Consider the following 21840-nt stretch of genomic DNA (forward strand, 5'->3'; position numbering starts at 1 on the left):
GATAATCCTAACTGCTCTTAATTCTACTATTCACCTGAATTGATATCACACAAACAAAATCTGAACATAAATTATTCACTTTTTGGTCTTAAATTCGCCATGCCTTCCAATATATAGTGACGAGTAGGTGCGCATGTATGCGTAATGTTCCGTTCAGGAATCGAACAGGAAGGTATAACTATGAAAACAAAACTCTCGTTATTGGCTTTGGCGTTGTGTTCAACATCAGTGCTTGCTGACTCATGGATTTATGCAGGCGGCCAAATTGGTCAATCAGATATTGATGGCGAAAACGACACAACGTATGGCGTGCATGTCGGAACGGGGATTCTGCCATTAATCGGTATCGAAGTCGGCTATTTCAACCACGGTAAAGTCGACTTGTCTTTCGGTGGCAACAAAGGGGATGCGGATTTCACTTCGTTCTACTTAGCTGCGAAACCAAGCATCGATTTTGGTCCGCTACATGTGTATGCCAAAGGCGGCATTAATGCATTTAATGTCGATTACAATGGCGGATTAAGCTCGGTCAGCAAAGATGATGGCGTGTCTTACATGTATGGTGTCGGCGCAGAATATTTCTTGTTAGACAATATCTCTGTTGGTGCAAGTTACCAATCATTTGGCGTGGATATCAATGGGGACAGCGATAACCTAAGCAGCTTTACGGGCAACGTGACTTTCCATTTCTTGTAAACCGCAAACTGCCCGATCTTCTTTATCCAACTCACCCTTCACAGTTGGTTGAAAAACTCCACCTATCTCAAAATGGTCTCGCACTTATGTGCGAGGTCATCTCTTTTGTTCTGAATGCCGTTTGACCTTGTTTATTGACTGTTTTCCTCTGTGTATTCCAATTTCGAAAAATAGTTAGATGTCGTAGTTTATTCTTGTAGGTTGAAGACACTTGTTTGGCGTTTGTTTGCTGTAAATATGCAATAAAAGTGTCATTTTTGCATAAATTTGTGATTGGTGATAAACTTCGCATCGTTTTTAAAGTTTAGAGTTCAAATTAATGGAGGGCGGTATTGGAGTTCTTCTCCCCTGAGAAGCGTTTCAAATTACGTTAAATTTGTATTTATGGATAATGCATTTAAAAAATATAGTATCGACACAACAGACTATCAGGTTGGCCAAGACAACGTTCAAAAATGGGGCTTCGATATACACAATCCCGTATTCGGCATCAGTGCTGGTCTCGTTGTTTTCTGTCTTATTTCACTTCTTCTTGTCGAGCCAGTTACCGCTCGCGACGCATTAAACGGGATCAAAAACGGAATTATTGAACAGTTTGATGCATTCTTTATGTGGTCTACCAATTTCTTCTTATTGTTCGCTGTTGGTCTGCTTTTCTCTCCATTAGGTAAGATTCGTTTAGGCGGTAAAGAAGCGACGCCGGATCATTCAACCGTTTCATGGCTGTCAATGCTGTTTGCTGCAGGTATGGGTATTGGTCTTCTCTTTTGGAGTGTGGCTGAACCAACGGCCTATTTCACGGATTGGTGGGGCACGCCGCTAAACGCAGAAGCGTATTCAGCCGATGCTAAATCACTCGCGATGGGTGCGACCATGTTCCATTGGGGTGTTCACGGTTGGAGTATTTACGCCCTTGTTGCGTTGGCACTTGCTTTTTTCGCCTTTAACAAAGGTTTACCGCTTTCATTGCGCGCGGCGTTTTACCCAATTTTTGGTGACCGTGCATGGGGCTGGTTAGGTCACGTTATTGATATCCTTGCTGTACTTTCGACGTTGTTCGGTCTTGCGACTTCTCTTGGTTTGGGTGCTCAGCAGGCAACCAGTGGTATTAACCATGTCTTTGGTTTAAACGGCGGCATCGGTACACAAATGGTGGTGATTGCGTTTGTAACCTTTATTGCTGTGCTTTCTGTTGTTCGTGGTATTGACGGCGGTGTCAAACTCCTAAGTAACGTCAATATGATCGTTGCGTTCGCTCTGCTTATTTTTATTACGTTCATTACCTTTGATACTGCGATGGGTTCATTAGTCGACACGACAATGGCATACATCCAAAACATCATTCCGTTGAGTAACCCGCATGGTCGTGAAGACGAAACGTGGATGCACGGTTGGACAGTGTTCTACTGGGCTTGGTGGGTATCTTGGTCTCCGTTTGTGGGTATGTTTATCGCTCGCGTATCGAAAGGCCGTACCGTTCGAGAATTTTTGTTCGCAGTCATCGTGATTCCGACGTTGGTAACATTGGTTTGGATGTCAGTATTTGGTGGTATTGCGCTTGATCAGGTCGTGAACAAAGTTGGTGAATTGGGTGCGAATGGTTTAACGGATATTTCACTGACACTATTCCATGTTTACGATGTATTACCATACAGCTCAGTGATTTCTATTCTGTCGATTGTTTTGATTTTGGTGTTCTTTATCACCTCATCTGACTCCGGTTCATTGGTTATCGACAGTATCACTGCGGGCGGTAAGATTGATGCTCCCGTTCCACAGCGAATTTTCTGGGCGTGTATCGAGGGTTCAATTGCCGCGGTTATGCTCTGGGTTGGCGGTAAAGAAGCCTTGCAAGCGCTACAGTCTGGTGTGGTTGCGACCGGCTTGCCATTTACCTTTGTTCTACTGTTGATGTGTGTGAGTTTGGTGAAAGGTTTACGTACCGAGCTTTCCGCTTACCGCTAATCGATGTTGATAAATTAATACTCAATGCCGAGCATTCATTGCTCGGCATTTTTATTTCTGCTTTTCTTTTTAAGAAATTCCGTTACAGTTTGGGCTTCTATTTCATCACTCAACTGCATTATGTCGCTTGCTAAACTTATTCTCATTCGTGGTCTTCCTGGCTCAGGAAAAACAACATTGGCGAAACGATTGGTGAAAGATTTCGATGCGAAGCATTTCGAAGCCGACATGTATTTTGAGAATGAGAAAGGCGAGTACCACTTCAATCCGTCTTTGCTTCCGCAAGCGCACGAATGGTGTTTTGAACAAACGCGAAAATGGTTGAACAAAGGGAAAATCGTGATTGTGAGTAATACCTTTGTACGACATTGGGAAATGAAGCGGTATTTAGATTACTGCCGAAAGAAATCTATCGAGGTGGAAGTGATGGTGTGCTCGGGCGAATATCAGAGCATTCATAATGTGCCACCAGCGACAATCGAGAAGATGCGTCGCCAGTGGCAAGAGTAGCAAAATAGACTCGAAGCATTACTGGCCGCGTCCATCAATCATTACGATAAGCGTTTTGCTCATGATAGAAAGATCCATCGTGATCCACGAGTAAAACGATCCAAGGCTTAGTGCATAGCTGTGGTCAAAACCAACTTTTCTTCTCACGTCTTCAATGCAAGCATCGTAACCTTGGTTTACTTGCGCCAAGCCAGTAATACCTGGCAGTACGCCGTATGTGCGCTCTACAAAGTAGGGAATTTCATCTTCCAACTTTTGATAGAAGGCAGGTCGCTCAGGGCGAGGGCCAATCATAGACATTTCACCTTTCAATACATTGAATAGCTGCGGTAACTCATCGAGACGAGTCTTACGTAAAAATCGGCCGACCGGGGTAATGCGTGGATCATTTTCGGTTGCCCAAACCGCACCTGAGCGTTGTTCTGCATCGATGTACATCGTGCGAAACTTCATGATTTGAAACAGATCCATCTTCTCGGGTGTGCAGCGACCAACACGCAGTTGACGATAAATCACTGGGCCTTTTGAGCTGACCTTGATGGCAAGAGCAATGAACGGAAACAGTGGTGCGGTTACTAGCAGAATCAACAGCGCAATCAGTACATCAAACGTTCTTTTCGCGTGGCATACATTTGAGTCGTAACGTGAGTTTTTCATGATGCTTTCCCTATTGGTTGACGCGTTTCCAACGTCCGTTTTCCATGCCTAGTAGGTACTTCATACCGCCGACAAAGTTTGCGATATGGCCAATGACGATATAGCTAATCAGTTTGAAAGGTTTCACTGTGTTAAGGGCTGGTATCAGATAAGTCATTAACGCAATGCCGTAAATGCCAACCTGCGTCAACAGCAACAATAGAAACACCGGATGTTGAGCAAGTAACAATGAGCACACTAAGCACACAATCATCAAATACGGCGTTGCTAAACGCAGAACCTTTCCTGATAGAAATGCAAAGGCGGTGCCACGATAGCGAGGCAGCAACAATTTTTTCAATTGCATCAGCTGCTGCATGTTTCCGGCTGAGATTCGTAGGCGGCGCTTAAAGTCCGCGTCGTCTGAGCTTTGTTCCAGTTCGAGCGCGAGCATCTTAGGTTCGTAAACCGAAGTGAAGCCTCGCAAAACGATTCTCATAGGGAGAATGAAATCGTCATTGATGGTGCCAGCTTCGAGTGGCTCAAACAGCTTAGTCCTGAACGTGTAAAACGCGCCGTGAGAACCAATCGTTGAACCAAGTAAGGATTCTTGGTGTTTAACGCGAGACTGGTATTGCCAATAAGCGGCTTCGCCTTGATTGCTAGTGCGCATAATTTGGTATGTCGCATTAACGACGCCCACGTTCTCATTTTGATAATGCTGACTTGCCAAAAGGAGAGAGTCGCAAGAAACCAGAGCAGATGTATCACTCAGTGCCGTGATGTCGGACGTGACGTGTTTCATCTCTTCATTAATCAACGCGACTTTTCCACGATTGATAGAGTGGTCGTTCACAATAAACAAGGTATCAGAGCAAATCGCTTCTTGGATGGTATCTTGTGCGATTTCTGCAGTTTTATCGGTACAACCATCACACGCAATTACCACCTTCAGTTTACCCCTTGGGTAGTCCAAACTCGCCAAGTTGCGAATTTTCTCAGCAATCCACTGCTCTTCATTGTAAGCGGGGATGATGATGGTCACGGAAGGAAGTTTGTTATCACTGGCCGAGGCTTTGTAATGACGCTCTGCAAAGTGTTCGCCTTCGTCGTTAGATTTTGGTTTGAGTGGCAGCCATTTCAGTAGTAACGGATAACCCACATGATGGTAGATGATCAAAAACGCAGACAAACCAAAACCAGCAATCCAAATGAGATCATTCATAAGTCGACTCCTTAGCCAAACGAGTGTAGCGACCAACCATGTCACGAATATCGAAATGTTGAAGAATGTAAGCTCGAGGCGAATGGATGTTTGAATCCAATTGTTTAGATAGAGCCTCCGCGAGTGAAAATACGCGGTTAGGTTCTACCAAAGCGCTGCTTTTCGGGCACAGTGTTTCTTTCACGCCGCCAACATCCGTCGCGACGCAAGGGATGTCACACGCTTGCGCTTCGAGTGTTGAAAGCGGAAACCCTTCTTGTAGAGACGGTAAACAAAACAAGTCTAAGCTTTGGTAGAAGCTTGGCATGTCGTTGACTAAACCGAGAAAGGTGACGCGTTGCTCAAGTTTGAGTGTGCGTACCAAATGTTCAAGTTGCTCGCGTTGGCTGCCGTCACCTGCAATCGCAAGGTGGGTATGAGATTCAAGGTGAGAGAAGGCCTCTATCAGCACTTTATGTCCTTTCACGGTTTCTAATCGGCCTGCTACGCCAATTACGGTTTTATCCTCAGGTAGTCCAAAGTGATTTCTTTTAGCTTGGCGATCACCGCACTGAAACTTTTGGCAATCAATACCGTTGTGAATGGTGCACACATCGCGATAGTTGAGTTTGGTTGTGATTTGGTCGGCAACAAAGTGCGCATCGGCAACCACATGTGGGCGAACGGTTTTTAGCAGCACAGACTGTAAGCGCGCAGCTTTTTTATTGTTCAAATGCCAGGCATCATGTTCGGTGTGAATGATGACAGGAACGCCAGCCAAACGTGAGGCAATGCCACCGTAAAGCAAAGGACCAATATGATGTGTGTGTACAACATCTGGCTTCATGCCTTTGATCATCGCCGTAAGTGTGCCTAAGGTTTTAACGCTGAACCCCGGCTGTTTATTGAGAAAATGAAGCTGGCTTTTGTATTCGGTCAACTTAGCCCATTTCGCTAAGGATTGGGATTTGGCGCCTTCTAAGCTCACCACAAACACATCGTGACGAGGTTCTGCGAAGCGAAGCATATCCAGCACTAGCGTTTCTAATCCACCCGGTGCCAAGTGTTGCACCACATGCAACACCACTTTTTTATGATTCCGTTTGGTGTTTTTATTTTCTCTGCGTTCCATCTTTACGCCCTCAGTAGTGTGTATCTACTCTGAACAACGTGTTGCACGCTACGTGCCATTATTTATTTTAAATAAAAACAAATAGTTAGGTCTGACTGTCAAATCTGAAAATCAACATTCTCAATTTGAGATTCATATTAATGAGAAGACAAAACCATGCGGTAAATTAACGTGGCGTAGCAAAGAAAAAGCACTCGGATCAACGAGTGCGTTATCGTCATGGTGAGTAGGAGAGTTAACTGGCGAACGTCACTTTAGGCAAGGTGGTGATCACCGGAACGCCCAGGTGTTTTTCTAATGCTCGGCGAGAACGCACCGAGTTATCTGCCAGTTCAAGTATGGTGGCTAGACCAACGCCAAGGCCGGCACCACCGATAAAGCCTAGAATGATAAATACAATACTTGGTAGATTAGACGGAATTGTCGGAGTGAATGGCGCATCAATGATCTTCACGCGTTTGTTTTCTTCAAACACACCAAGCGATCCTGTCAATTGCGCCATTTCGTAACGCTCGACGAGGTCGTCGTACATTTCACGTTTTACGGCGACATCACGTGCTAAACGGTTGATTTCTGTCGCGGTGCTACCAAAGCGATGGGCATTGCTTTCTAACTCTTGAATCATCTTTTGCAAACTGACGGTTTCTTCGGTGAGTGATTCAAAACGGCTACGCATAATTTGCAGTTGATGAAGTTGAGACACAAGCAATGGCTGCGCTTCCCCAAGGCTACTTACGGTGGCGTTACTCGCAATGTCCCACAATTGGTTACTGTTCAGCTCTGGCTGTTTTGAACTGAGCAGAACTGTGCGTTCTTGCTCTAAGCGTTTTAATTCGCGCAATTTTCCTTGTACTAGGCTGTGCGCTTCGGTGTATTTGGCGCGGAGCAGAGTAAGCTCGCTTCGGATCTCGATAATTTGTTCTTCAATCTTACCGATGACGGGGTTGGTTTTGGAAAGCTGTTGGTCCAAGCTCCCCAAACTGCGAGTCACACCGGCCAGCTCGGCTTCTTTCTCCGCCAAGGTTTGCTTTAAGCTGGCTAGGCGGGTCAAGCTTTGGGCCTGCATTTCTGGTGTTGCGTGTGAGTAGGTGTTTTTGTACTCGGCAAAAGCGTGCTCGGCTTTGTCGAGTTCTTCTCTTCGCTTATTGATATGGATGGTCAAAAAATGACTGGAATCCTTAATCGACGAGCGTTCAGGGGCCAACAGTTGCTCAACAAATCGGTTACTCACCGACGTTAACATTGACTCCATTCCTTGTGCTTTACCGCTTCTTAGCTGAATTTGGATAAAGTCTTTCCCCAGTTGTTGAACCGATAAGCGCGAAGCGAGATCTTTAATGATGAATTCTTGTTCTTTCGCGCCCATGTCATCGTCAATCAGCCCTTGCTCTTTTGCGACAGAGTAGAGCACGTGACGGCTTTTCAGCAAAGTACTCAACGCACTCAAACGGTCTTTAAGCATGGTTGATACGGCAATATCTTGCAGAAACGGATTCATCTTTGCCGTTTCTTGAATCAACATGCTGGTGTGTGCGACGTACGTTGTTGGAACGAGCTTGCTTACGCCAAAACCAAGGATAGGTAGCACAAGCATCGGAACGACAATCATATAGCGACGTCGCCACGCGCCATGCAGTAATACGCTGATGTTTTCTCGTAAATCGCTCATAGTGCCCTCACTAATTTCTCAACTTGCTCTGCTCTTGCTTCCCAGCTTTGTTGTTGGACATAAGATGTAGAGCCGTTTGGTGGTGGCAGCAGGTGACTTAGGCTGGCACACACGTCTTCGACGTCGGCGACGATGTGTAACATGTGCTTGTAAGGCATCAGAGCCGGAAATGGTGTGCTAATAACGGGCGTTCCCGTTGCCAAATACTCCAAAAGTTTGAGCGGGTTACACGCTTTGATTTGTGCGTTGTCGACAAACGGTAGCCAACTTGCGTCCCAGTGTTGGGAATAGCTTGGCAATAAATGATGCGCGCGAGGCCCTAAGTAATGAACGTTGTCTCGCTGTGGTAATGGATTGCGGGCAAACTCATTCGGCCCAATAAAAACCAAATCCCAAGCCGGTGCGTGTTGGGCGACTTGGTCGATCAAACGATAGTCTAGCCAGTCAGACAAACTGCCATAAAAACCCAATATTTTACGGCCATTGTTCGGCAAGTCGCTTGCCTTTTCTGCAGGCGTTGAAAATAGACTGAAATCGACCCCGTGTGGCAGCGTTGTGGTTTTATTATCCGGAAATCGAGCGGCCAGCTTGTCGCTTGCAGCAAGAATAAAATCGGCGCTATCAACCAGTGTGCGTTCATGCTCCATCACTGTTTGATGATCAACGCCCGCTAACGCGCCAAAATCGTCTCCGCAGTAGTAAATCAGCCCGCGTTTATTCATGGCATTACACACATCAGCGGCGGTTGGTAGGGATGTCCAAAACAGTGGGTTGTCGAAGTTCAACGCTTTTAAGTGTTTTTCTAGTTGGTGCTGCATCATCTTCGCTGCCACTTTTCTTGAAAAAGCAGAGTGTGGAGCCGGTATTGTCAGCAAATTTACCGTGAAAATGTTGTCTACCGCATCACAATGCATGGTTGGCTTATTTGAGCCAGTATTGCCGATAACGCGGGAAATCTTGCTCACTAAACGCTGAATGTCTTTACCCGTCGGTTTTGGTTGTCTTAAACCGATGGAATTAACCCAAAGAATGCGATGGTTGGTGGCAAGTCGCTGAACGATGTGCTGCGTTGATGATGGTAGGCCGCCGAAGTCTTCGCCAAATACTACGATATCCGTCATGTGTTTCTCCTTGAGTTCTTAAGATTGGGTTTCTGATAGAAGGAGTAATCACAATGTGTGCCAAGGATTTTAGCCTTTAAAAACAGCTAGTTGCATTGTTGTCAAAATGAAAGGATTAGGATTTCTCATTTTGACAATCAGATTGAACGATACGACTAACCACCACGGTGAGCGCGGCAAGGATGTAGATTGGCCACGTAAAGCCTTGAGTAAGAAACGTACCAGAGACAATGGTGCCGATAAGGCCGCTCAATACCGCGTTTGCGCCAACAGTCAGTGCGTAATCGGAATCGGGTGTGAGCAGCGAAATGGATTTTAAAGAGGTGCGAATCAACGAGACGATCAGCGTGATGAATACCGCTAGCCCGACAAATCCGGTTTCCGCTAACACACCAAACCATGTACTGTGCACCGCGTGGTTGATGCCATCCCAATGTGGGCTGTAGAAATAGTAGTTGAAGTAGAAGTTATCTAATCCTACTCCGGTAAACGGGTGGTGGAGTGCCATTTTGAAAGCCGCTTCCCATGCGTACAAACGACCCATCGCTGATGCGTCGATACCATCTTCTGCTGCGCCGCCGGATTCACGCCCCGAAATCCCAGCAAAAGCATATAAGGCTAAAGCCGCAACCGCCCCAAGAACCAAAACCAAGGTTTTGCTTTTGATGTGTTTAAAGGCGAAGTAAGCAAACACAGAGAGCGATCCCAACAAACCGCCACGGCTTTGTGTTTGTATCACTGCGAAAAACAGGATAAAGCAGGTGATAAGCGCGAAGAGTCGTAATAGGGTCGGCGAGCGTTTTTCCATCAATTGACTAACGGTAAAGGCGAGAGGAAACATCAACACGAGTGCCAAGTCGTTAGGGTCGCCCAGCACTGAACCAATGGAACGCCCAATCGACACGCGAGTGCCTTCGACTAAATCAATGCCGTTCGCTGCGTTGTTAAGCGCGACTAACCCAATCAACATGCCGGCGACGATGATCGCTCGGGACATTTGAGCGAGCTGCTGCGGTTTGGTGATCAGCCAAGTGATCGCCAAGGTCATCACAATGATTTTCCAATACGTATTTTTAAATACCGTGATGGCAATATCTCGGCTAGAGGCGAACACAATCCCGATGATAACCAGCCCCCAGAAAATGCACAGCCACTTGAGTGAAGGGTGCCAGAATGCCGTAAGTTGACGACTTAGCAGTAGATGAAAAGCTAGCGCAGCTAACGCGCCAAGGGATAAAAGCAATGGAATTTTAAAGCTGTAAATGGCAGGAAACGCTTCGTGAATACGGAAAAAAGAGAAGATAACGAACAGTGTCACGAGCCAAAAGGTTTGATTGAGGACGAATAGCAATGCCAACGGTGCAAAGCACACTGCCACAATCAAAATGGGGTGAGGCATCACGATCCAAAGCAACGCAATCACTACGGTGATCGTCAGCGCTGCAATGGATTGTTTTGTTCTCACATCGGTTGAGTTCATATCGAATATCTCTTCACTTGTCCGCGCCATCGAATGAATTGCTGACTTAATGCGCTGCGGGTTTCTTTACTCATGTAACGAACGGCGAGTCCTGCCAGCAGGCTGCATGTCAAAATGCAAATTGCGATGGCGATTCCTATCGATTGTGAAGAGTGAAGCAGGAACAGTGCCACACCTGAGATAATTTGCAGTAATACCATCAAACTCAAATGGAATGGTAGAGTCATACACTGTTGGCCCACCGCGTAAGTTAGGCCGAGTTTACAAAGCTGCGCGTAGTACAACGCAATGAACACACCAAAAATACCGAGAGAAGACAACCCAAACAGCAACCCAATCGCAACTAAGGCAGAAACCACATTAATACCAAGCAACCATCGGGTTCTGCGTTTGAAAAGAATGGCGATGTTTAACAATTCGCTCCATTCCTTGAGCATCGCAATCGGTAGCAAGAACAGAGTGTACAGTACCGCTTCATGGTAGGTCTCTGGCAAGAAGTTCGTGATCATGACCATTGCTAGTGTCGCTACAACCACGCTGAGCGCAGAAACATAAATCATCCCTAAATGAGAAACGCGCACGGCTTCACTATCTCGACCATTTTCCAGGTACGCAAAGCGTCGTGGCATCCACCACATGCCAAATGGCTGCACCAAAATACACATACCCACAGCGAACTTAACCGCAATCGCATAAATGCCTAACGTCGCCAACGAAGCATTTGCACCGATGAACCAGCGCTCGGCGCCATTCAAACAAAACGCGACAAGTGCAGACAGCATTACTGGTAGGCAGTAATTCAAATACTGCTTGGCTAAGGCAATCTGAGGCAGAGCAAGGGTGTAACGGTTGATGATGTGCAACCAAACAAATTGCATGACCGCAGCGATAAGACCGCCAATTAGCACCGAGATGACATGCGGGTGCAGCGCAAGCGCCGCGACGATAAACGTGACTTGCAGTAGGGTTGTCGTCACCATCACTTGAAGCAGTGTTTTGGCTTTGTCATCTTGAGTGCGCAGCCAAGCCGTGCCAATCGCAATGCTGCCCTCCAGAACAATGGCAAGCGTAACAACAGCAAATTCGATGCGCGTAAAAGGTTCAGGAATAGGGAGTAACGCAATCAGTAACAGGAGAATCGCAGCCACCGCGCCGGCGATCAGCACCGACAATGAATAAAGTTGGTTGAGAGAAACGGTTCTTTTTTGTGCGTCTTTCTCCACGCCGACAAAACGATAGAGTGCTTCGTGCAAAGCAAAGCTGACCAACAAGGTTGTCACTACGCCAAAAGTGGTCAGTAGCTCGAGTTTGCCCATTTGCTCTGGCGTCAAAAAGTGTGGGAGCACAGGCAACATGAGTAAGCTGATGCTTTTGTTGATCACTAACGCAATCGCGAAAAGTGACATGTTGGTCATTGCTTTAGACATGGTCATATCCTTTGACGTTGTTTCGCGCTTTGGCACCGTGATGACTGGTTGGCGCATGCTCTGAACATAAATATTGAGCTATTGGCATGTAGCAGCGTTCCGCGCTGTATAGCTGTGCGACATTTAAGGCTTCAAGTCCCATTGTGACCTTCATCCACGGTGACTCATTAAGCAGACGAATCGCGTTGTGCAGAGAAGCCGCATTATTCGGTGTGTATTTGATGCAGTTCTTTCCATGAGTCAATACGCGATCCCAATAGCTATCATCGTGAGGGATAACCACACACATACCGGACGCCAGTGCTTCTAAAATGGAAAGCCCGAAAGGTTCGTTCACGCTGGTGGAAACAAAAACACCACACTGTGCACGCAATTCGTTGAGGTTGTTTGGAGATTCATACCAATCGACCCCTTTGGTATTAAAATCCGGAGTGGAATATTCAACGCCTGGTACATTCGGTTTGATGTAACAAATGGTGGATTGAATGGTGGTGGTGTTTTCTAGCGTTAGGGCATCCAGCAGTAAATCTACGTTTTTCCATTTCAACAAACTCGCAGCCCAAAACACGCGATTGGAGATTGGATTAGCTTGTTTCGGCCAGCGTTCGCGAGAAAGGCCGTTCACAAATGTGGAGGCGTTCAATGTGCTCCAATATCTTTCCGTCGCAGGTTTTGGTGTTTTTAAATAGGCTTGCAACGCGTTAATCAAGGATTCGCGAGTGTTTGACAGATAGTAGATAGCGCTGGCTTTTACTAAGCAGTAGCCGGACGATCTTGCGACGCCAACAGGTCCGTGAATCATTTGTACCACTGGTTTGCGGCTGAACAATCTCATCAGGTACAAAGGCATGTCATTGCTTGGGCAAGAAAGCCCCAAATACCAATCTATTTTTGGTAGCTTCATGCAAACCTTGAGCAGTTGAATCAGGTAAAACGCGTTCATCAACCAATAGATAAGGCCATGAGTGGAGCAAAACGGCGCCGCTTTTATGTTGAGAATCTGGATGCGCGGCGTGTCTTCCAAAAGTGGCGTCCAATGCTCGGGTTTTGTTGTCACCAAATAACCAACAACGTTGAGCTTATTGCACTGTTTGAGTAGCTCCGCATTGGCGATTTTGGAACCACCTTGCATTGGAATCGCATCGAACATCAATACACGTTTCATGATCTGTTCCTCAGTTGATGCTCAACCAGCGGGAAATGGGTTTCATGCACTGCGCCATTGGCATCGGTACAACAGTTTTGTTTTCCAGCTCGGTTTCATAAATTGCTTCAATCGCTTTGACGGAAGCGGTCGTGGTCAAGTTTTGGCTAGCATGTAGGTAGGCATTTTCAGCCAGTTTTTCTCGCAAGTCGGCATCTTGCATGACCAATTGAATCGCATTCAGCAGTCCAGCCATGCCCTGGTTTGGATAAAGAAGGGCGCTATGGTTGTGCTCGAACAATTCGGGAATACCGCCAGTTTTAGGTGCTACGATTGGCAGTTTTGCTAATGCCGCTTCTCCTACGACTAGACCAAAAGCCTCTTCGTATGCGCCGCTAATGAAAGCGTCAGCATTGCCCGACATCCAAGCGCCTGCATTGGTCTGTTCTCCGACGAAGTGCACGCGGTCTTGCATACCAAGAACGGTAACTAATTGCTTCAAGTTTTCGCGCTCTTCACCGTCGCCGACAATCACGAGATGTGGATTGGTTTGATGGTAGTTGTGCATTCGCATAGCATGAATGAGGCGGTCAAACCCTTTGCGTTTGATCAGCGAACCAACCGAAAGGAAGGTGAATGCATTAGCAGGAATCCCCAAGCGCGCTTTGATGTCGATAGGCGCTTCAGAGTCATCCAAAGAGACGCCGTTGTGCACTACGTGCAGTTGCTCTTCTGGATAACCATCGCGCAGAATTTCACGGCCTACATCTTTGCTCACACAGATTAGTTTCGGCGAAAGGTGCAAGCCAAGCGAAAAACGATCGCGCAACGTGTAGTGACAATGCAATTGCGTGACTAGAGGTACATGATTCATGCGCGCGGCTAAGGACATCCACTGGCAAGGGCCACCACTGTTGACATGAACGAGGTCGATATTGTGCTTCTCGATGAGCGCTGAACCTTGTTTGATCAGGTTATTCCAACCCGTGATGTCCCAACGCGGCGCACACCAGCCACCGACGAGATTGAACGTAGAGTGCTCTGCTTTGATACCAAGATCTTGGCATTTCTCAATCAGAGGTTGGCAGTTCGACCAGACAATTGGCTCGAACTTGTCTCGGTCGATACCCAAGATAAGATCGAGTAGTACCACTTCACTGCCGCGAATCCAGTTATCACCATAATGAACGTAAAGAATGCGTTTTGGAGTAGTCATAAGTCACCTCGGTCTTATCGTTAATCTAATTCGACTACTGCAACCGAGATGCCAAAATATGCTATTGGTTTAAGTGATTGAAATGTAGAGATGAGGAAATGAAAACAAAGAGGCAGCGAGACAAATTCTCAATTTGAGAACCAATATGGGTTAGTTATCCATCTCAATTTGATATTGCGTTAGCAATACGGGAATAACGCTCTCTGTTGAGAACTGCTCTACGATCGTTTGGCGTGCGTTTTTACGGATTCGTTCTTGTTGGTTTTTTTCCATCGCCATCCAGTGTTGCAGATTGAGTGCGAGAGCGGGGACATCATCGGCAATAAAGCCATTGTTGCCTGTTTGAATGATGTCGGGTAAACGTCCGACCTTTAGACTGATCACCACAATGCCGCGTGCCATTGCCTCAAGTGCCGCCATGGGTAGTCCTTCGAAGCGAGAAGAGATGATCAATACGCTGATATTTTCCCATACCGCGTTCATATCGGTTTGATGACCATGAAAAATGACATTCGCTGGTGCGGTTGTCTCTAAGGTTTGTCGCTCAGGCCCATCGCCATAGATAGAGAAGCGATAATCGGGGCAGGCTTTCGCTAACTCTATAAATTGATCTGCGCCTTTTTCATGGCTTAAGCGACCAACAAACGAGATCTCTTGATAATGGTTGTTCATGCTTGGTAGCGCGACAAAGTTGTTGAGCAGTTGCGAGGGGCAGAGCACTTTATCTTGAATACTTTTGCTTACTGCAAAGCAGTGATCCGAGAGATAGCCTGAGCATCTGTCCAGCCCGTCGTAAAGCCACAGTTTGCCCGATGACGACTCACCTGCATGATAAGTTGAAACCAAACGCGGAAAAGTGCGAGTGAGCAGTTTGGCGGTGCGAGCCAGTATGCTCGCCTTGTAGCCGTGAGTGTGCAGTACACTCGGTTGGTGATGCGCGACAGCACTGGTGAGGTGCTTGATCGCAATTGTATTCGAAGGAACACCAGATATTTGCGGTAAATAGCTGGTGGGAATGTTTGCCGCTTGCGCTTTTTCTACAAGCTGTGCTTGAGGTGTGTACTCCGTTGGCAACACAATACGCACGGCGTGCCCAAACGCGAGAATGCCTTTTGCCAGCTCTAATATGTGGCTTTCGATGCCGCCAAAAATGCGGCTATCAACAAAAATCCAAACTTCGCCCACAATGGGTAAATCAGGATTGTTCGAGATTAACTTCATCCGCTTCCCACGCTTGTTTTTTACGATAGACCGTTGAAGGGCTTAGCTCCAGCATCACAGCGGCATTGAGCACGTTACCATCACAATAAGCGATCGCGTTTTGAATCGCTTCACGTTCGACTTGCCACATTGGTCGGATACTTCCGTCTGCATTAAAGTATGGCGATAAGGAATGACTCGGTGTTTCAACGCCGACAGTAGGTTGTGTTTGTTGATCAGGCACCTCTTGAACAGGTTGCACTGGTTCAATGGGTTGTGTTTGCATCGCTGGAGCATTATGTCCGTTGAGATTGCTGCTCGGGCTTGATGATTCGACGTGCACAGGGGTTACGGTTCTTGCCTGCGTTTTCTTTTGAGTTAACTGAGCGGGCAGGTGAGCCGCCGTGACTTTTTCATCATTGTTGAGTACCACGATATTACGAATGATGTTTTGTAGCTGCCTTACGTTGCCAGGCCATTCGTAATGTTTGATCACGTGCTGCGCTTCAGTATCAATGTTAGAGAATTTTTTCTTGTCCTCTTTGGCGTAAGTCGTGAGAAAATGCCTGGCTAACGTGACGATGTCACTTCCTCTTTCTCTCAAAGGTGGCATATCAATCGGCACAACGTGAACACGGTAATACAAGTCTTCGCGGAAGCGTCCTTCTTCCACCTCTGTAAGTGGATCTCGGTTGGTGGCGCAAATGATACGTACATCGACTTTCATCTCTTTTGTGCCGCCAAGTGGGGTGTAAGTGCCCGTTTGTAAGAAGCGCAGTAGCTTTTTCTGCATTTCCAGTTCCATTTCACACAGCTCGTCCAGAAATAGCGTCCCACCGTGCGCCAATGTTGCTGCGCCTTTTCTGTCTGTGGTTGCGCCAGTAAACGCCCCTTTAACGTGACCGAAAATCTCACTTTCCATCAAATCTCGTGGTATCGCACCACAGTTTATGGCGATGAAAGGTTTGTCTCTGCGATCACTTTGGCGATGAACGGCCTCGGCGCACACTTCTTTGCCCGTGCCACTTTCACCAACGATAAAGACGCTGGCCGAGGTTGGTGCGACGGCATCTATCGTTTTGTATACCGCTTGCATCGGTAGGCTTGAACCAATGAAGCCATGATAGTTGTGGCGATCGAAGGTAGACTGAATGTTTTCTACCAAGTCTTCCAATTTGGCTCGTTTAAGATGCAGTGCCACAGAGGTTTTAAGACGGTCGGCATTGATGGGTTTTTCTAAGAAGTCTTCAGCGCCTTTTTGTATCAAGTTTACAGCTAAGTCGACGCTACCGTGTGCGGTGGCGATGATGACCGAAGTGGGAATATCATTTTGATTGATCCAATCCAACACGTCTTCACCCGACATGTCTGGAAGTTTTAAATCCAAAATGATCAGTTGAGGCTTGCTGCGTTCAATGAATTGAATGGCATCACGACCTGTCTCGACATGGAAAATGTCGTAAGGCTCATCTTTCACATATTGCTTATAAAGTATGGCTAATGAGGTAGAGTCTTCTACCAATAACACCCTTGGTCTCATAGTCCTATCCCAACTTAATCTGATTCATTGTTATGATTCTGCTAGCTCACTTGGAGATTGATGAGAAAGAAAAAATAGATAAGCATCCTCAAGTCGCTAGAAGATTCTCAATTTGAGAAAAGTTATAGTTAAGTATTAGCACAGGGCAGGGATATTGCGAAAATTCTTTACTTTTTAATTGATTAAGCGCGGAATGAATTTTAAAAGATGAAGACCAAATCGCACTTGAATAAGTGCGATGGTTCATATGGTTTTGCGGGTTTTCTTCTTGTTACTCAAAACCTTGAGCCTTGCGCAGGTTGAGCGCTTCAAACGAACGTTCAGCTAGTAAAGGCAATGCCGCACACAGCTCCAATGCTTGTTGGGTTTTACCTTCGACACAATGTTTCTCGATGCTTCTGGCTTGACGAGACAATGGGCGGTTGCCTAATGCCAGCGCAGAACTGCCAAGTGTATGGACTTCAAACTCGAGTTTTTCTAGGTCATGTTCACCCAACGCCTGCTCAATTTTTTGCATCCGTTCACGAGACTCTTCGATATAGTGTTCAATCAACGTGGGAATGATCTCCGCGCAGGTGTCTTTAATCATTTGCTGGAGAATGAGCTCATCAACCAACTCTTGTTCAATGTGTTGTGCCGTATTGGAATTCATAATAAGCGCTCCCTATAACATAAACAGTTCACTTTTTTTAATCTGCTGGGCCAGTTTGTCTTTCCATTTTTTCGGTAAAAAGCGCAGCTTTTCGACTTGGCGAATCAGCTCGTCTTTTAGGCTCGGAGTGTGTTTCATGTTTAGCACCGAGCCAATCAGATTGGCATCGCTTGCTTCAAGCAGCTTTTTGGCTTGCTCAAGTTGCGTTGTCGTCGTAGACCCGTAATGAGCAACCAGAAGCGTTGCATCACAAACTCCCGCGATGACTTGCGGTGGAATGTTACTCTTGTTCACACTGAGCAACGGGGAGGTGTCGATGACAATTCGATCATACTGAGATAACCATGTCTCGATGTTTTTCCTCAGTGCGGTTGGATCTCGATACGCCAGTTTGGTGCTTGCCAGCGACGGGGCAGGCAATCCCACCAGCGTTTGGTGCGCATCTTCGCGCGTAATTAAATGACCGACATTTGCGTCATCATCAAACTCGTGCACCGTGTGATACGCGGGTTTGAATAAGTTCAAGTCCACATATAATGTGCTGTAACCTGCCAAGATAAGGCGCTCGGCAAGAGAAGATGCGACGGACGTAACGCCTTCTTCAGATTTACAGCCCACCACACAAATCGATCTGTGCCCCTTTTGTTCACTTTGCAGATAGATTTGCTCGATTTCAGCATGAGTCGCAGGAATGGTCATTACAGCGCTCCTATTAACACGATGGTGGTGGTGATTTGAAGAATGTCTCTCAAACCAGCGCGCGCTTTTTCTGCAAAGCTTTCATCTTTATGAGGAATGTAAATCGTATCCCCAGCTCGAATGACAGGCAGATCGTAAATGTTGGCGGTTTTGCTGAAGTTTACGAGGTCGAACGTTCTCGCTTGGCCTTGGCAGCACGACATATTGACGATGCTAATTTTCTCAAGGTAAGCGCTGTTTGTTGGGCCACCAGCTTCTGCTAATAAGTCTAAAACCGTCATGTTGTCGTTGAACACGTAGCGTCCCGGATCTCGTACTTCACCCAGTACGCGCACGGTGGATTCTTTAGAACGGTCGAGCCAGTTTTTGTTTTTCTCCGGAATGTAAATAGTGTCGCCAGGGCGCACGTCTGGCAGGATAGATTCATCTCCCGTTTCGAAATACATCGACAGATTTAATTTGCTCACTTTTGCGTAGCCTAAACCGCGATGAGTCACGCGAATATTGTGGATATCGGCATCCATCGTCGGGCCGTCGGCGGCCGAAAGAATATCGAGAAAGTGCATTTCGTCCGTGAAGCGATAGCGACCAGGTGCGTTGATTTGACCAAACACGTAAATGGACGCGTCTGAGCTTTGGCTGACCCATTGAGATTTGTTGTCGGAAGGGTCATCTGGCAGTGCATGAACGCGCACGACCGTGCCGGCAGATACGCGTGGCAAGTTAGACGCTGGCGAACCATCTAAAATGTACTGGTCTAAATCGAAATTCGTCATTTGACCGTTGTTGGCCACTTCAATTTTGGAGGTGTCGGCACGGCGAGTCGGGCCGCCAACGTGAGCCAGCAAATCAATGAGGTCCATTTCATCCGACCATTCGATTCGGCCTGGACGAACGACTTCGCCCATTACGGCAACGGCGCGACTTGGTGCGACTTTCAACCATGACTTTTCATTGAAGTCGGTTTTTTCCGGTACGAATATCGCGTCGCCGGCGCTCACTTTTGGTGGCGCCACGGAAGAGAGCCCTTCAGTATGCGCCGTTAAGTCGAATTTGATCACCTGACCGTCGGCTTTTATCACTCGTATTTGGCGTGATTCTGCGTAACGAGTTGGGCCTCCCGCGTTTGCCAGAATGTCCATAAAGCTCGCGCCTTGTTTACCTTCGTAAGCTCCCGGGTGCGCAACTTCACCCATGATATAAACTACGTTCGCGCCAGCTTTTATCTCTTCTTCCTGCTTAGGCACAAAGATGGTTGCACCGGGCAATATCTCAGGCAGCAAGCTTTGATCGCCAGTATCTAGGTAGGTTTTCAAGTTGAACATGGTTGGTGTGTTGTTCGTAATCACGCGAATTTGCTCAACGCTCGCGTAGCGAGTAACACCGCCAGCGCGCATGACCACATCGACAAGTGTGGTGTTTGGCTTGTAAGTAAATGAACCCGGGGCGTTCACTTCACCGAACACTTTGATTGCGCGAGCGGAGTCGGCACTGTCACCAGAATTGGCGAGTTTGGCTGCATCGAACTCTTGCTCAATGTTGCCGACCAATGGGGAAGCAGGCACAAATAACACGTCTAACGATTCCAGTTTTGGTAGCTGGCTGTTGTCGCCTGTATCCAAAAAGCGTTTGTAATCGAACTCGATGTTCTGATCGCCACGTTTGACGATCATTTTGTCGAGCTGCGCGCCAGCACGGAGTCCGCCAGCTTCGTAAACAAACATTTGGATGTTAGAACCTGCGGGCAACGTGTATTCACCCGGCTTAACAACGTAGCCTTGCACGGAGACAAGCAGTTGTTGCTGTTTAATGAACACGCGAGCGTTATTCACGTCTCGATAGACGGTTTTCAGCGTTTCAATAATGACATCTTGCAATTGCTGCTCGTTATAACCAGCAACAAACACCGGACCAATTTCCGGTAAGTTGATTCGTCCGCGGCGGTCCACTTGAAAACCTTGGTTTAGCGATGCTTCGCCGGGCAGGTTGATCTGTACTAAGTCACCAACTTTTACTGTGTCGTTATCTGCGGCATGTAGAGGGGTTACCCAAGCGAGCACGCACATCGCGAACAAGGCAAAAAACGTTTTGAAAATGCTCATAACGCGCCTCCTATCGAACCGCTCGCGCTCGTTGGCATGTTGCCTTTGTTAGGTAAATTGTGATTACTTGGCGCATTGCTATCAGAGTTTGCGCTGAGAACTTCGATGCTCACTCGACGGTTGGTTAGGCGCACGGCTGGCGTTTGTCCCTCATACAAAGGCAATGTGTCGCCAACAGATTTGGTTTGTACACGGTCTGACGTTACTCCGAACACACTTAAGTATCGTTTAACTTGCTCGGCTCGTTCCTGTGCTAGTTTTTTATTGTGCTCAGGCGTACCCGTGACGTCCGCATGGCCAGTGACAACCAGAGACAGAGCAGGGTGGTCGCGCAGAATATAAGCGGCTTCTGCCAAGTGTCCCATGTACTTCGGATTGATCTCCGCAGAATCAATGGCAAACTGATTGTCGACGTTGAGCAGCGCATAAATATCGGCGACGATGTTTAAGTCATTCCTTAGTGCATCAATGTCGTCCGGCGGCGTGCAAGTGGTTTGCGTAAGTACGTAGTCGAGTTGCTGCTCAAGCTGGTTTAATCGACGACGCTGGATGACCAGGTCATTGGCGGCATCAAGCAGTAAACCGCCTTCTAGTTCACGAGCAATGCGATTTTGCTTCTCGAGTGCTTGCACCACCGCAGCAGGGAAGCACCAACGAGCGCCTTCTTGAATCAAAGCGTCGAGATGAAGCTTGGTCAACTGCCAATCGAATCGCAATCCATGCTCTGGGCCCAATGGTTCATCTGGCATAACAGGCGAGAACTGATAGTTCTCAATCGAAATATCTTGATAGCTTTCCGCCAATCCACCCTGACCATGATCGGGATAATCAAATGACGAACAACCAAACATGCCGACAACGAGACCGCTAACTACACTTCGTCGTATTAGATTTACCATGCCAACCTCCGTTTAAACCGGTATTTTTAGTGTCCTTTTGAATTGACGGGAATGGCATGGTTGATACGTAGCAAGCTCATGATTTCTAATGGCTGACCTGATACGTTTTCAATACTCATGCTTCGTTCACGTTCAACTAGGCGCTTATATAAGTAAACAATGGCACCAATCCCTGAGGAATCAAGAAATTGGACGTGCTGGAGGTTGATTTCGACTTCTTTGTGATGATTGTTGTGAATTACTTCATCAATGTGATGTTGGGCTTGACGACAGCCGTTTGCATCCAAATCACCAAAAATCTCAATCGCTAGTTTGTCTTGGGTGATTTCAAGTTTGCGTAGTTCCATGATCCTATCTCCATTTAGGTTCTTTCCTAATCTCGTAGAGCAGGGAGCGTGCCAAAATTTAAATTCAATAATTTCAATCAATTAAAGTGATGGCAGTGTGATGTTCAAATTGAGAAACGCCCAGTTCTCAATTTGAGAATCAAAAATGAACGATGATTTAGATGCAGATTGAAAATTGAAGAGGAGAGTTTAGCTTTATAA

The 21840-nt window shown here is 46.9% G+C and carries 19 protein-coding genes; 3 read left to right on the forward strand and 16 right to left on the reverse strand.

All coding sequences use genetic code 11. The features are described from left to right. The first annotated feature begins 180 nt into the window (after positions 1–180). The 3 genes from ACF8OV_RS14315 to ACF8OV_RS14325 all read left to right on the forward strand — a co-directional run bounded on the left by ACF8OV_RS14315 (position 181) and on the right by ACF8OV_RS14325 (position 3171). Positions 181–696 carry an outer membrane beta-barrel protein gene (locus ACF8OV_RS14315; protein WP_005454858.1) on the forward strand — a complete coding sequence of 172 codons (516 nt, stop codon included), beginning with the start codon at positions 181–183 and terminating at the stop codon, positions 694–696. Positions 697–1080: 384 nt separating this feature from the next. Then, the gene (locus tag ACF8OV_RS14320; RefSeq protein ID WP_005483430.1) at positions 1081–2661 is read left to right on the forward strand and encodes a BCCT family transporter; all 1581 of its coding nucleotides are present in this window, start codon (positions 1081–1083) and stop codon (positions 2659–2661) included. A gap of 120 nt (positions 2662–2781) precedes the next feature. Then, the gene (locus ACF8OV_RS14325) at positions 2782–3171 is read left to right on the forward strand and encodes an ATP-binding protein (protein ID WP_025631719.1); all 390 of its coding nucleotides are present in this window, start codon (positions 2782–2784) and stop codon (positions 3169–3171) included. Positions 3172–3189: 18 nt separating this feature from the next. Here the strand turns inward: ACF8OV_RS14325 and ACF8OV_RS14330 are convergent, their stop codons facing one another. The 16 genes from ACF8OV_RS14330 to ACF8OV_RS14405 form a co-directional block, all read right to left on the reverse strand. Beyond that, a complete protein-coding gene (locus ACF8OV_RS14330; RefSeq protein ID WP_024699468.1) occupies positions 3190–3828 on the reverse strand; it encodes a sugar transferase in 639 nt (212 codons plus the stop codon). A gap of 10 nt (positions 3829–3838) precedes the next feature. Further along, positions 3839–5032, reverse strand: coding sequence for a glycosyltransferase family 2 protein (locus ACF8OV_RS14335; RefSeq protein WP_180761250.1), 1194 nt, complete (start codon positions 5030–5032; stop codon positions 3839–3841). After that, positions 5025–6143 (reverse strand): glycosyltransferase, encoded by a 1119-nt coding sequence (locus ACF8OV_RS14340; protein WP_180761249.1) that lies wholly within the window; start codon positions 6141–6143, stop codon positions 5025–5027. The genes ACF8OV_RS14335 and ACF8OV_RS14340 overlap by 8 nt, the downstream gene beginning before the upstream one ends. A gap of 235 nt (positions 6144–6378) precedes the next feature. After that, the gene (locus ACF8OV_RS14345) at positions 6379–7812 is read right to left on the reverse strand and encodes a chain-length determining protein (protein ID WP_029822600.1); all 1434 of its coding nucleotides are present in this window, start codon (positions 7810–7812) and stop codon (positions 6379–6381) included. Continuing rightward, entirely contained in the window at positions 7809–8933 is a 1125-nt protein-coding gene (locus ACF8OV_RS14350) for a glycosyltransferase (protein ID WP_203505063.1), read from the reverse strand. The genes ACF8OV_RS14345 and ACF8OV_RS14350 overlap by 4 nt, the downstream gene beginning before the upstream one ends. A gap of 115 nt (positions 8934–9048) precedes the next feature. Next, a complete protein-coding gene (locus ACF8OV_RS14355) occupies positions 9049–10413 on the reverse strand; it encodes an O-antigen ligase family protein (RefSeq protein WP_029842986.1) in 1365 nt (454 codons plus the stop codon). Then, positions 10410–11840, reverse strand: coding sequence for a lipopolysaccharide biosynthesis protein (locus ACF8OV_RS14360; protein ID WP_180759507.1), 1431 nt, complete (start codon positions 11838–11840; stop codon positions 10410–10412). Before ACF8OV_RS14360 ends, ACF8OV_RS14355 begins: the two co-directional genes overlap by 4 nt. After that, positions 11833–13005 (reverse strand): glycosyltransferase family 4 protein, encoded by a 1173-nt coding sequence (locus ACF8OV_RS14365; RefSeq protein WP_005483470.1) that lies wholly within the window; start codon positions 13003–13005, stop codon positions 11833–11835. The genes ACF8OV_RS14360 and ACF8OV_RS14365 overlap by 8 nt, the downstream gene beginning before the upstream one ends. 10 nt (positions 13006–13015) lie before the next feature. Continuing rightward, positions 13016–14200, reverse strand: a complete 1185-nt coding sequence (locus ACF8OV_RS14370) for a glycosyltransferase (RefSeq protein ID WP_020840666.1) — start codon at positions 14198–14200, stop codon at positions 13016–13018. Positions 14201–14350: 150 nt separating this feature from the next. Further along, positions 14351–15421: a glycosyltransferase family 4 protein gene (locus ACF8OV_RS14375; protein ID WP_203505061.1), complete on the reverse strand. Its 1071-nt coding sequence runs from the start codon at positions 15419–15421 to the stop codon at positions 14351–14353. Next, positions 15396–16940, reverse strand: a complete 1545-nt coding sequence (locus ACF8OV_RS14380) for a sigma-54 dependent transcriptional regulator (protein ID WP_203505059.1) — start codon at positions 16938–16940, stop codon at positions 15396–15398. Before ACF8OV_RS14380 ends, ACF8OV_RS14375 begins: the two co-directional genes overlap by 26 nt. Positions 16941–17211: 271 nt before the next feature. Then, entirely contained in the window at positions 17212–17592 is a 381-nt protein-coding gene (locus ACF8OV_RS14385) for an Hpt domain-containing protein (RefSeq protein WP_025551756.1), read from the reverse strand. 12 nt (positions 17593–17604) lie between these two features. Beyond that, the gene (locus tag ACF8OV_RS14390) at positions 17605–18291 is read right to left on the reverse strand and encodes a CpsD/CapB family tyrosine-protein kinase (RefSeq protein ID WP_005454821.1); all 687 of its coding nucleotides are present in this window, start codon (positions 18289–18291) and stop codon (positions 17605–17607) included. Then, on the reverse strand, positions 18291–20357 hold the full coding sequence (locus ACF8OV_RS14395; RefSeq protein ID WP_049877691.1) for an SLBB domain-containing protein: 2067 nt from the start codon (positions 20355–20357) through the stop codon (positions 18291–18293). The genes ACF8OV_RS14390 and ACF8OV_RS14395 overlap by 1 nt, the downstream gene beginning before the upstream one ends. 32 nt (positions 20358–20389) lie before the next feature. Beyond that, positions 20390–21292 carry an OmpA family protein gene (locus ACF8OV_RS14400; RefSeq protein WP_005491469.1) on the reverse strand — a complete coding sequence of 301 codons (903 nt, stop codon included), beginning with the start codon at positions 21290–21292 and terminating at the stop codon, positions 20390–20392. A gap of 26 nt (positions 21293–21318) precedes the next feature. Beyond that, positions 21319–21639 (reverse strand): STAS domain-containing protein, encoded by a 321-nt coding sequence (locus ACF8OV_RS14405; RefSeq protein WP_005454817.1) that lies wholly within the window; start codon positions 21637–21639, stop codon positions 21319–21321. Positions 21640–21840: the final 201 nt, after the last annotated feature.

The sequence above is a fragment of the Vibrio sp. GLN_1 genome (assembly GCF_043106015.1).
GTDB lineage: Bacteria > Pseudomonadota > Gammaproteobacteria > Enterobacterales > Vibrionaceae > Vibrio > Vibrio parahaemolyticus.

Excerpts from the sequence above, each read along its gene's own strand:
- ACF8OV_RS14340 (WP_180761249.1), bottom strand. The coding sequence starts at position 6,143 with ATGGAACGCAGAGAAAATAAAAACACCAAACGGAATCATAAAAAAGTG.
- ACF8OV_RS14365 (WP_005483470.1), bottom strand. The coding sequence starts at position 13,005 with ATGAAACGTGTATTGATGTTCGATGCGATTCCAATGCAAGGTGGTTCC.
- ACF8OV_RS14355 (WP_029842986.1), bottom strand. The coding sequence starts at position 10,413 with ATGAACTCAACCGATGTGAGAACAAAACAATCCATTGCAGCGCTGACG.
- ACF8OV_RS14405 (WP_005454817.1), bottom strand. The coding sequence starts at position 21,639 with ATGGAACTACGCAAACTTGAAATCACCCAAGACAAACTAGCGATTGAG.
- ACF8OV_RS14350 (WP_203505063.1), bottom strand. The coding sequence starts at position 8,933 with ATGACGGATATCGTAGTATTTGGCGAAGACTTCGGCGGCCTACCATCA.
- ACF8OV_RS14345 (WP_029822600.1), bottom strand. The coding sequence starts at position 7,812 with ATGAGCGATTTACGAGAAAACATCAGCGTATTACTGCATGGCGCGTGG.
- ACF8OV_RS14380 (WP_203505059.1), bottom strand. The coding sequence starts at position 16,940 with ATGAGACCAAGGGTGTTATTGGTAGAAGACTCTACCTCATTAGCCATA.
- ACF8OV_RS14400 (WP_005491469.1), bottom strand. The coding sequence starts at position 21,292 with ATGGTAAATCTAATACGACGAAGTGTAGTTAGCGGTCTCGTTGTCGGC.
- ACF8OV_RS14330 (WP_024699468.1), bottom strand. The coding sequence starts at position 3,828 with ATGAAAAACTCACGTTACGACTCAAATGTATGCCACGCGAAAAGAACG.
- ACF8OV_RS14335 (WP_180761250.1), bottom strand. The coding sequence starts at position 5,032 with ATGAATGATCTCATTTGGATTGCTGGTTTTGGTTTGTCTGCGTTTTTG.
- ACF8OV_RS14385 (WP_025551756.1), bottom strand. The coding sequence starts at position 17,592 with ATGAATTCCAATACGGCACAACACATTGAACAAGAGTTGGTTGATGAG.
- ACF8OV_RS14320 (WP_005483430.1), top strand. The coding sequence starts at position 1,081 with ATGGATAATGCATTTAAAAAATATAGTATCGACACAACAGACTATCAG.
- ACF8OV_RS14315 (WP_005454858.1), top strand. The coding sequence starts at position 181 with ATGAAAACAAAACTCTCGTTATTGGCTTTGGCGTTGTGTTCAACATCA.
- ACF8OV_RS14375 (WP_203505061.1), bottom strand. The coding sequence starts at position 15,421 with ATGAAGTTAATCTCGAACAATCCTGATTTACCCATTGTGGGCGAAGTT.
- ACF8OV_RS14360 (WP_180759507.1), bottom strand. The coding sequence starts at position 11,840 with ATGTCTAAAGCAATGACCAACATGTCACTTTTCGCGATTGCGTTAGTG.
- ACF8OV_RS14325 (WP_025631719.1), top strand. The coding sequence starts at position 2,782 with ATGTCGCTTGCTAAACTTATTCTCATTCGTGGTCTTCCTGGCTCAGGA.
- ACF8OV_RS14390 (WP_005454821.1), bottom strand. The coding sequence starts at position 18,291 with ATGACCATTCCTGCGACTCATGCTGAAATCGAGCAAATCTATCTGCAA.
- ACF8OV_RS14370 (WP_020840666.1), bottom strand. The coding sequence starts at position 14,200 with ATGACTACTCCAAAACGCATTCTTTACGTTCATTATGGTGATAACTGG.
- ACF8OV_RS14395 (WP_049877691.1), bottom strand. The coding sequence starts at position 20,357 with ATGTGCGTGCTCGCTTGGGTAACCCCTCTACATGCCGCAGATAACGAC.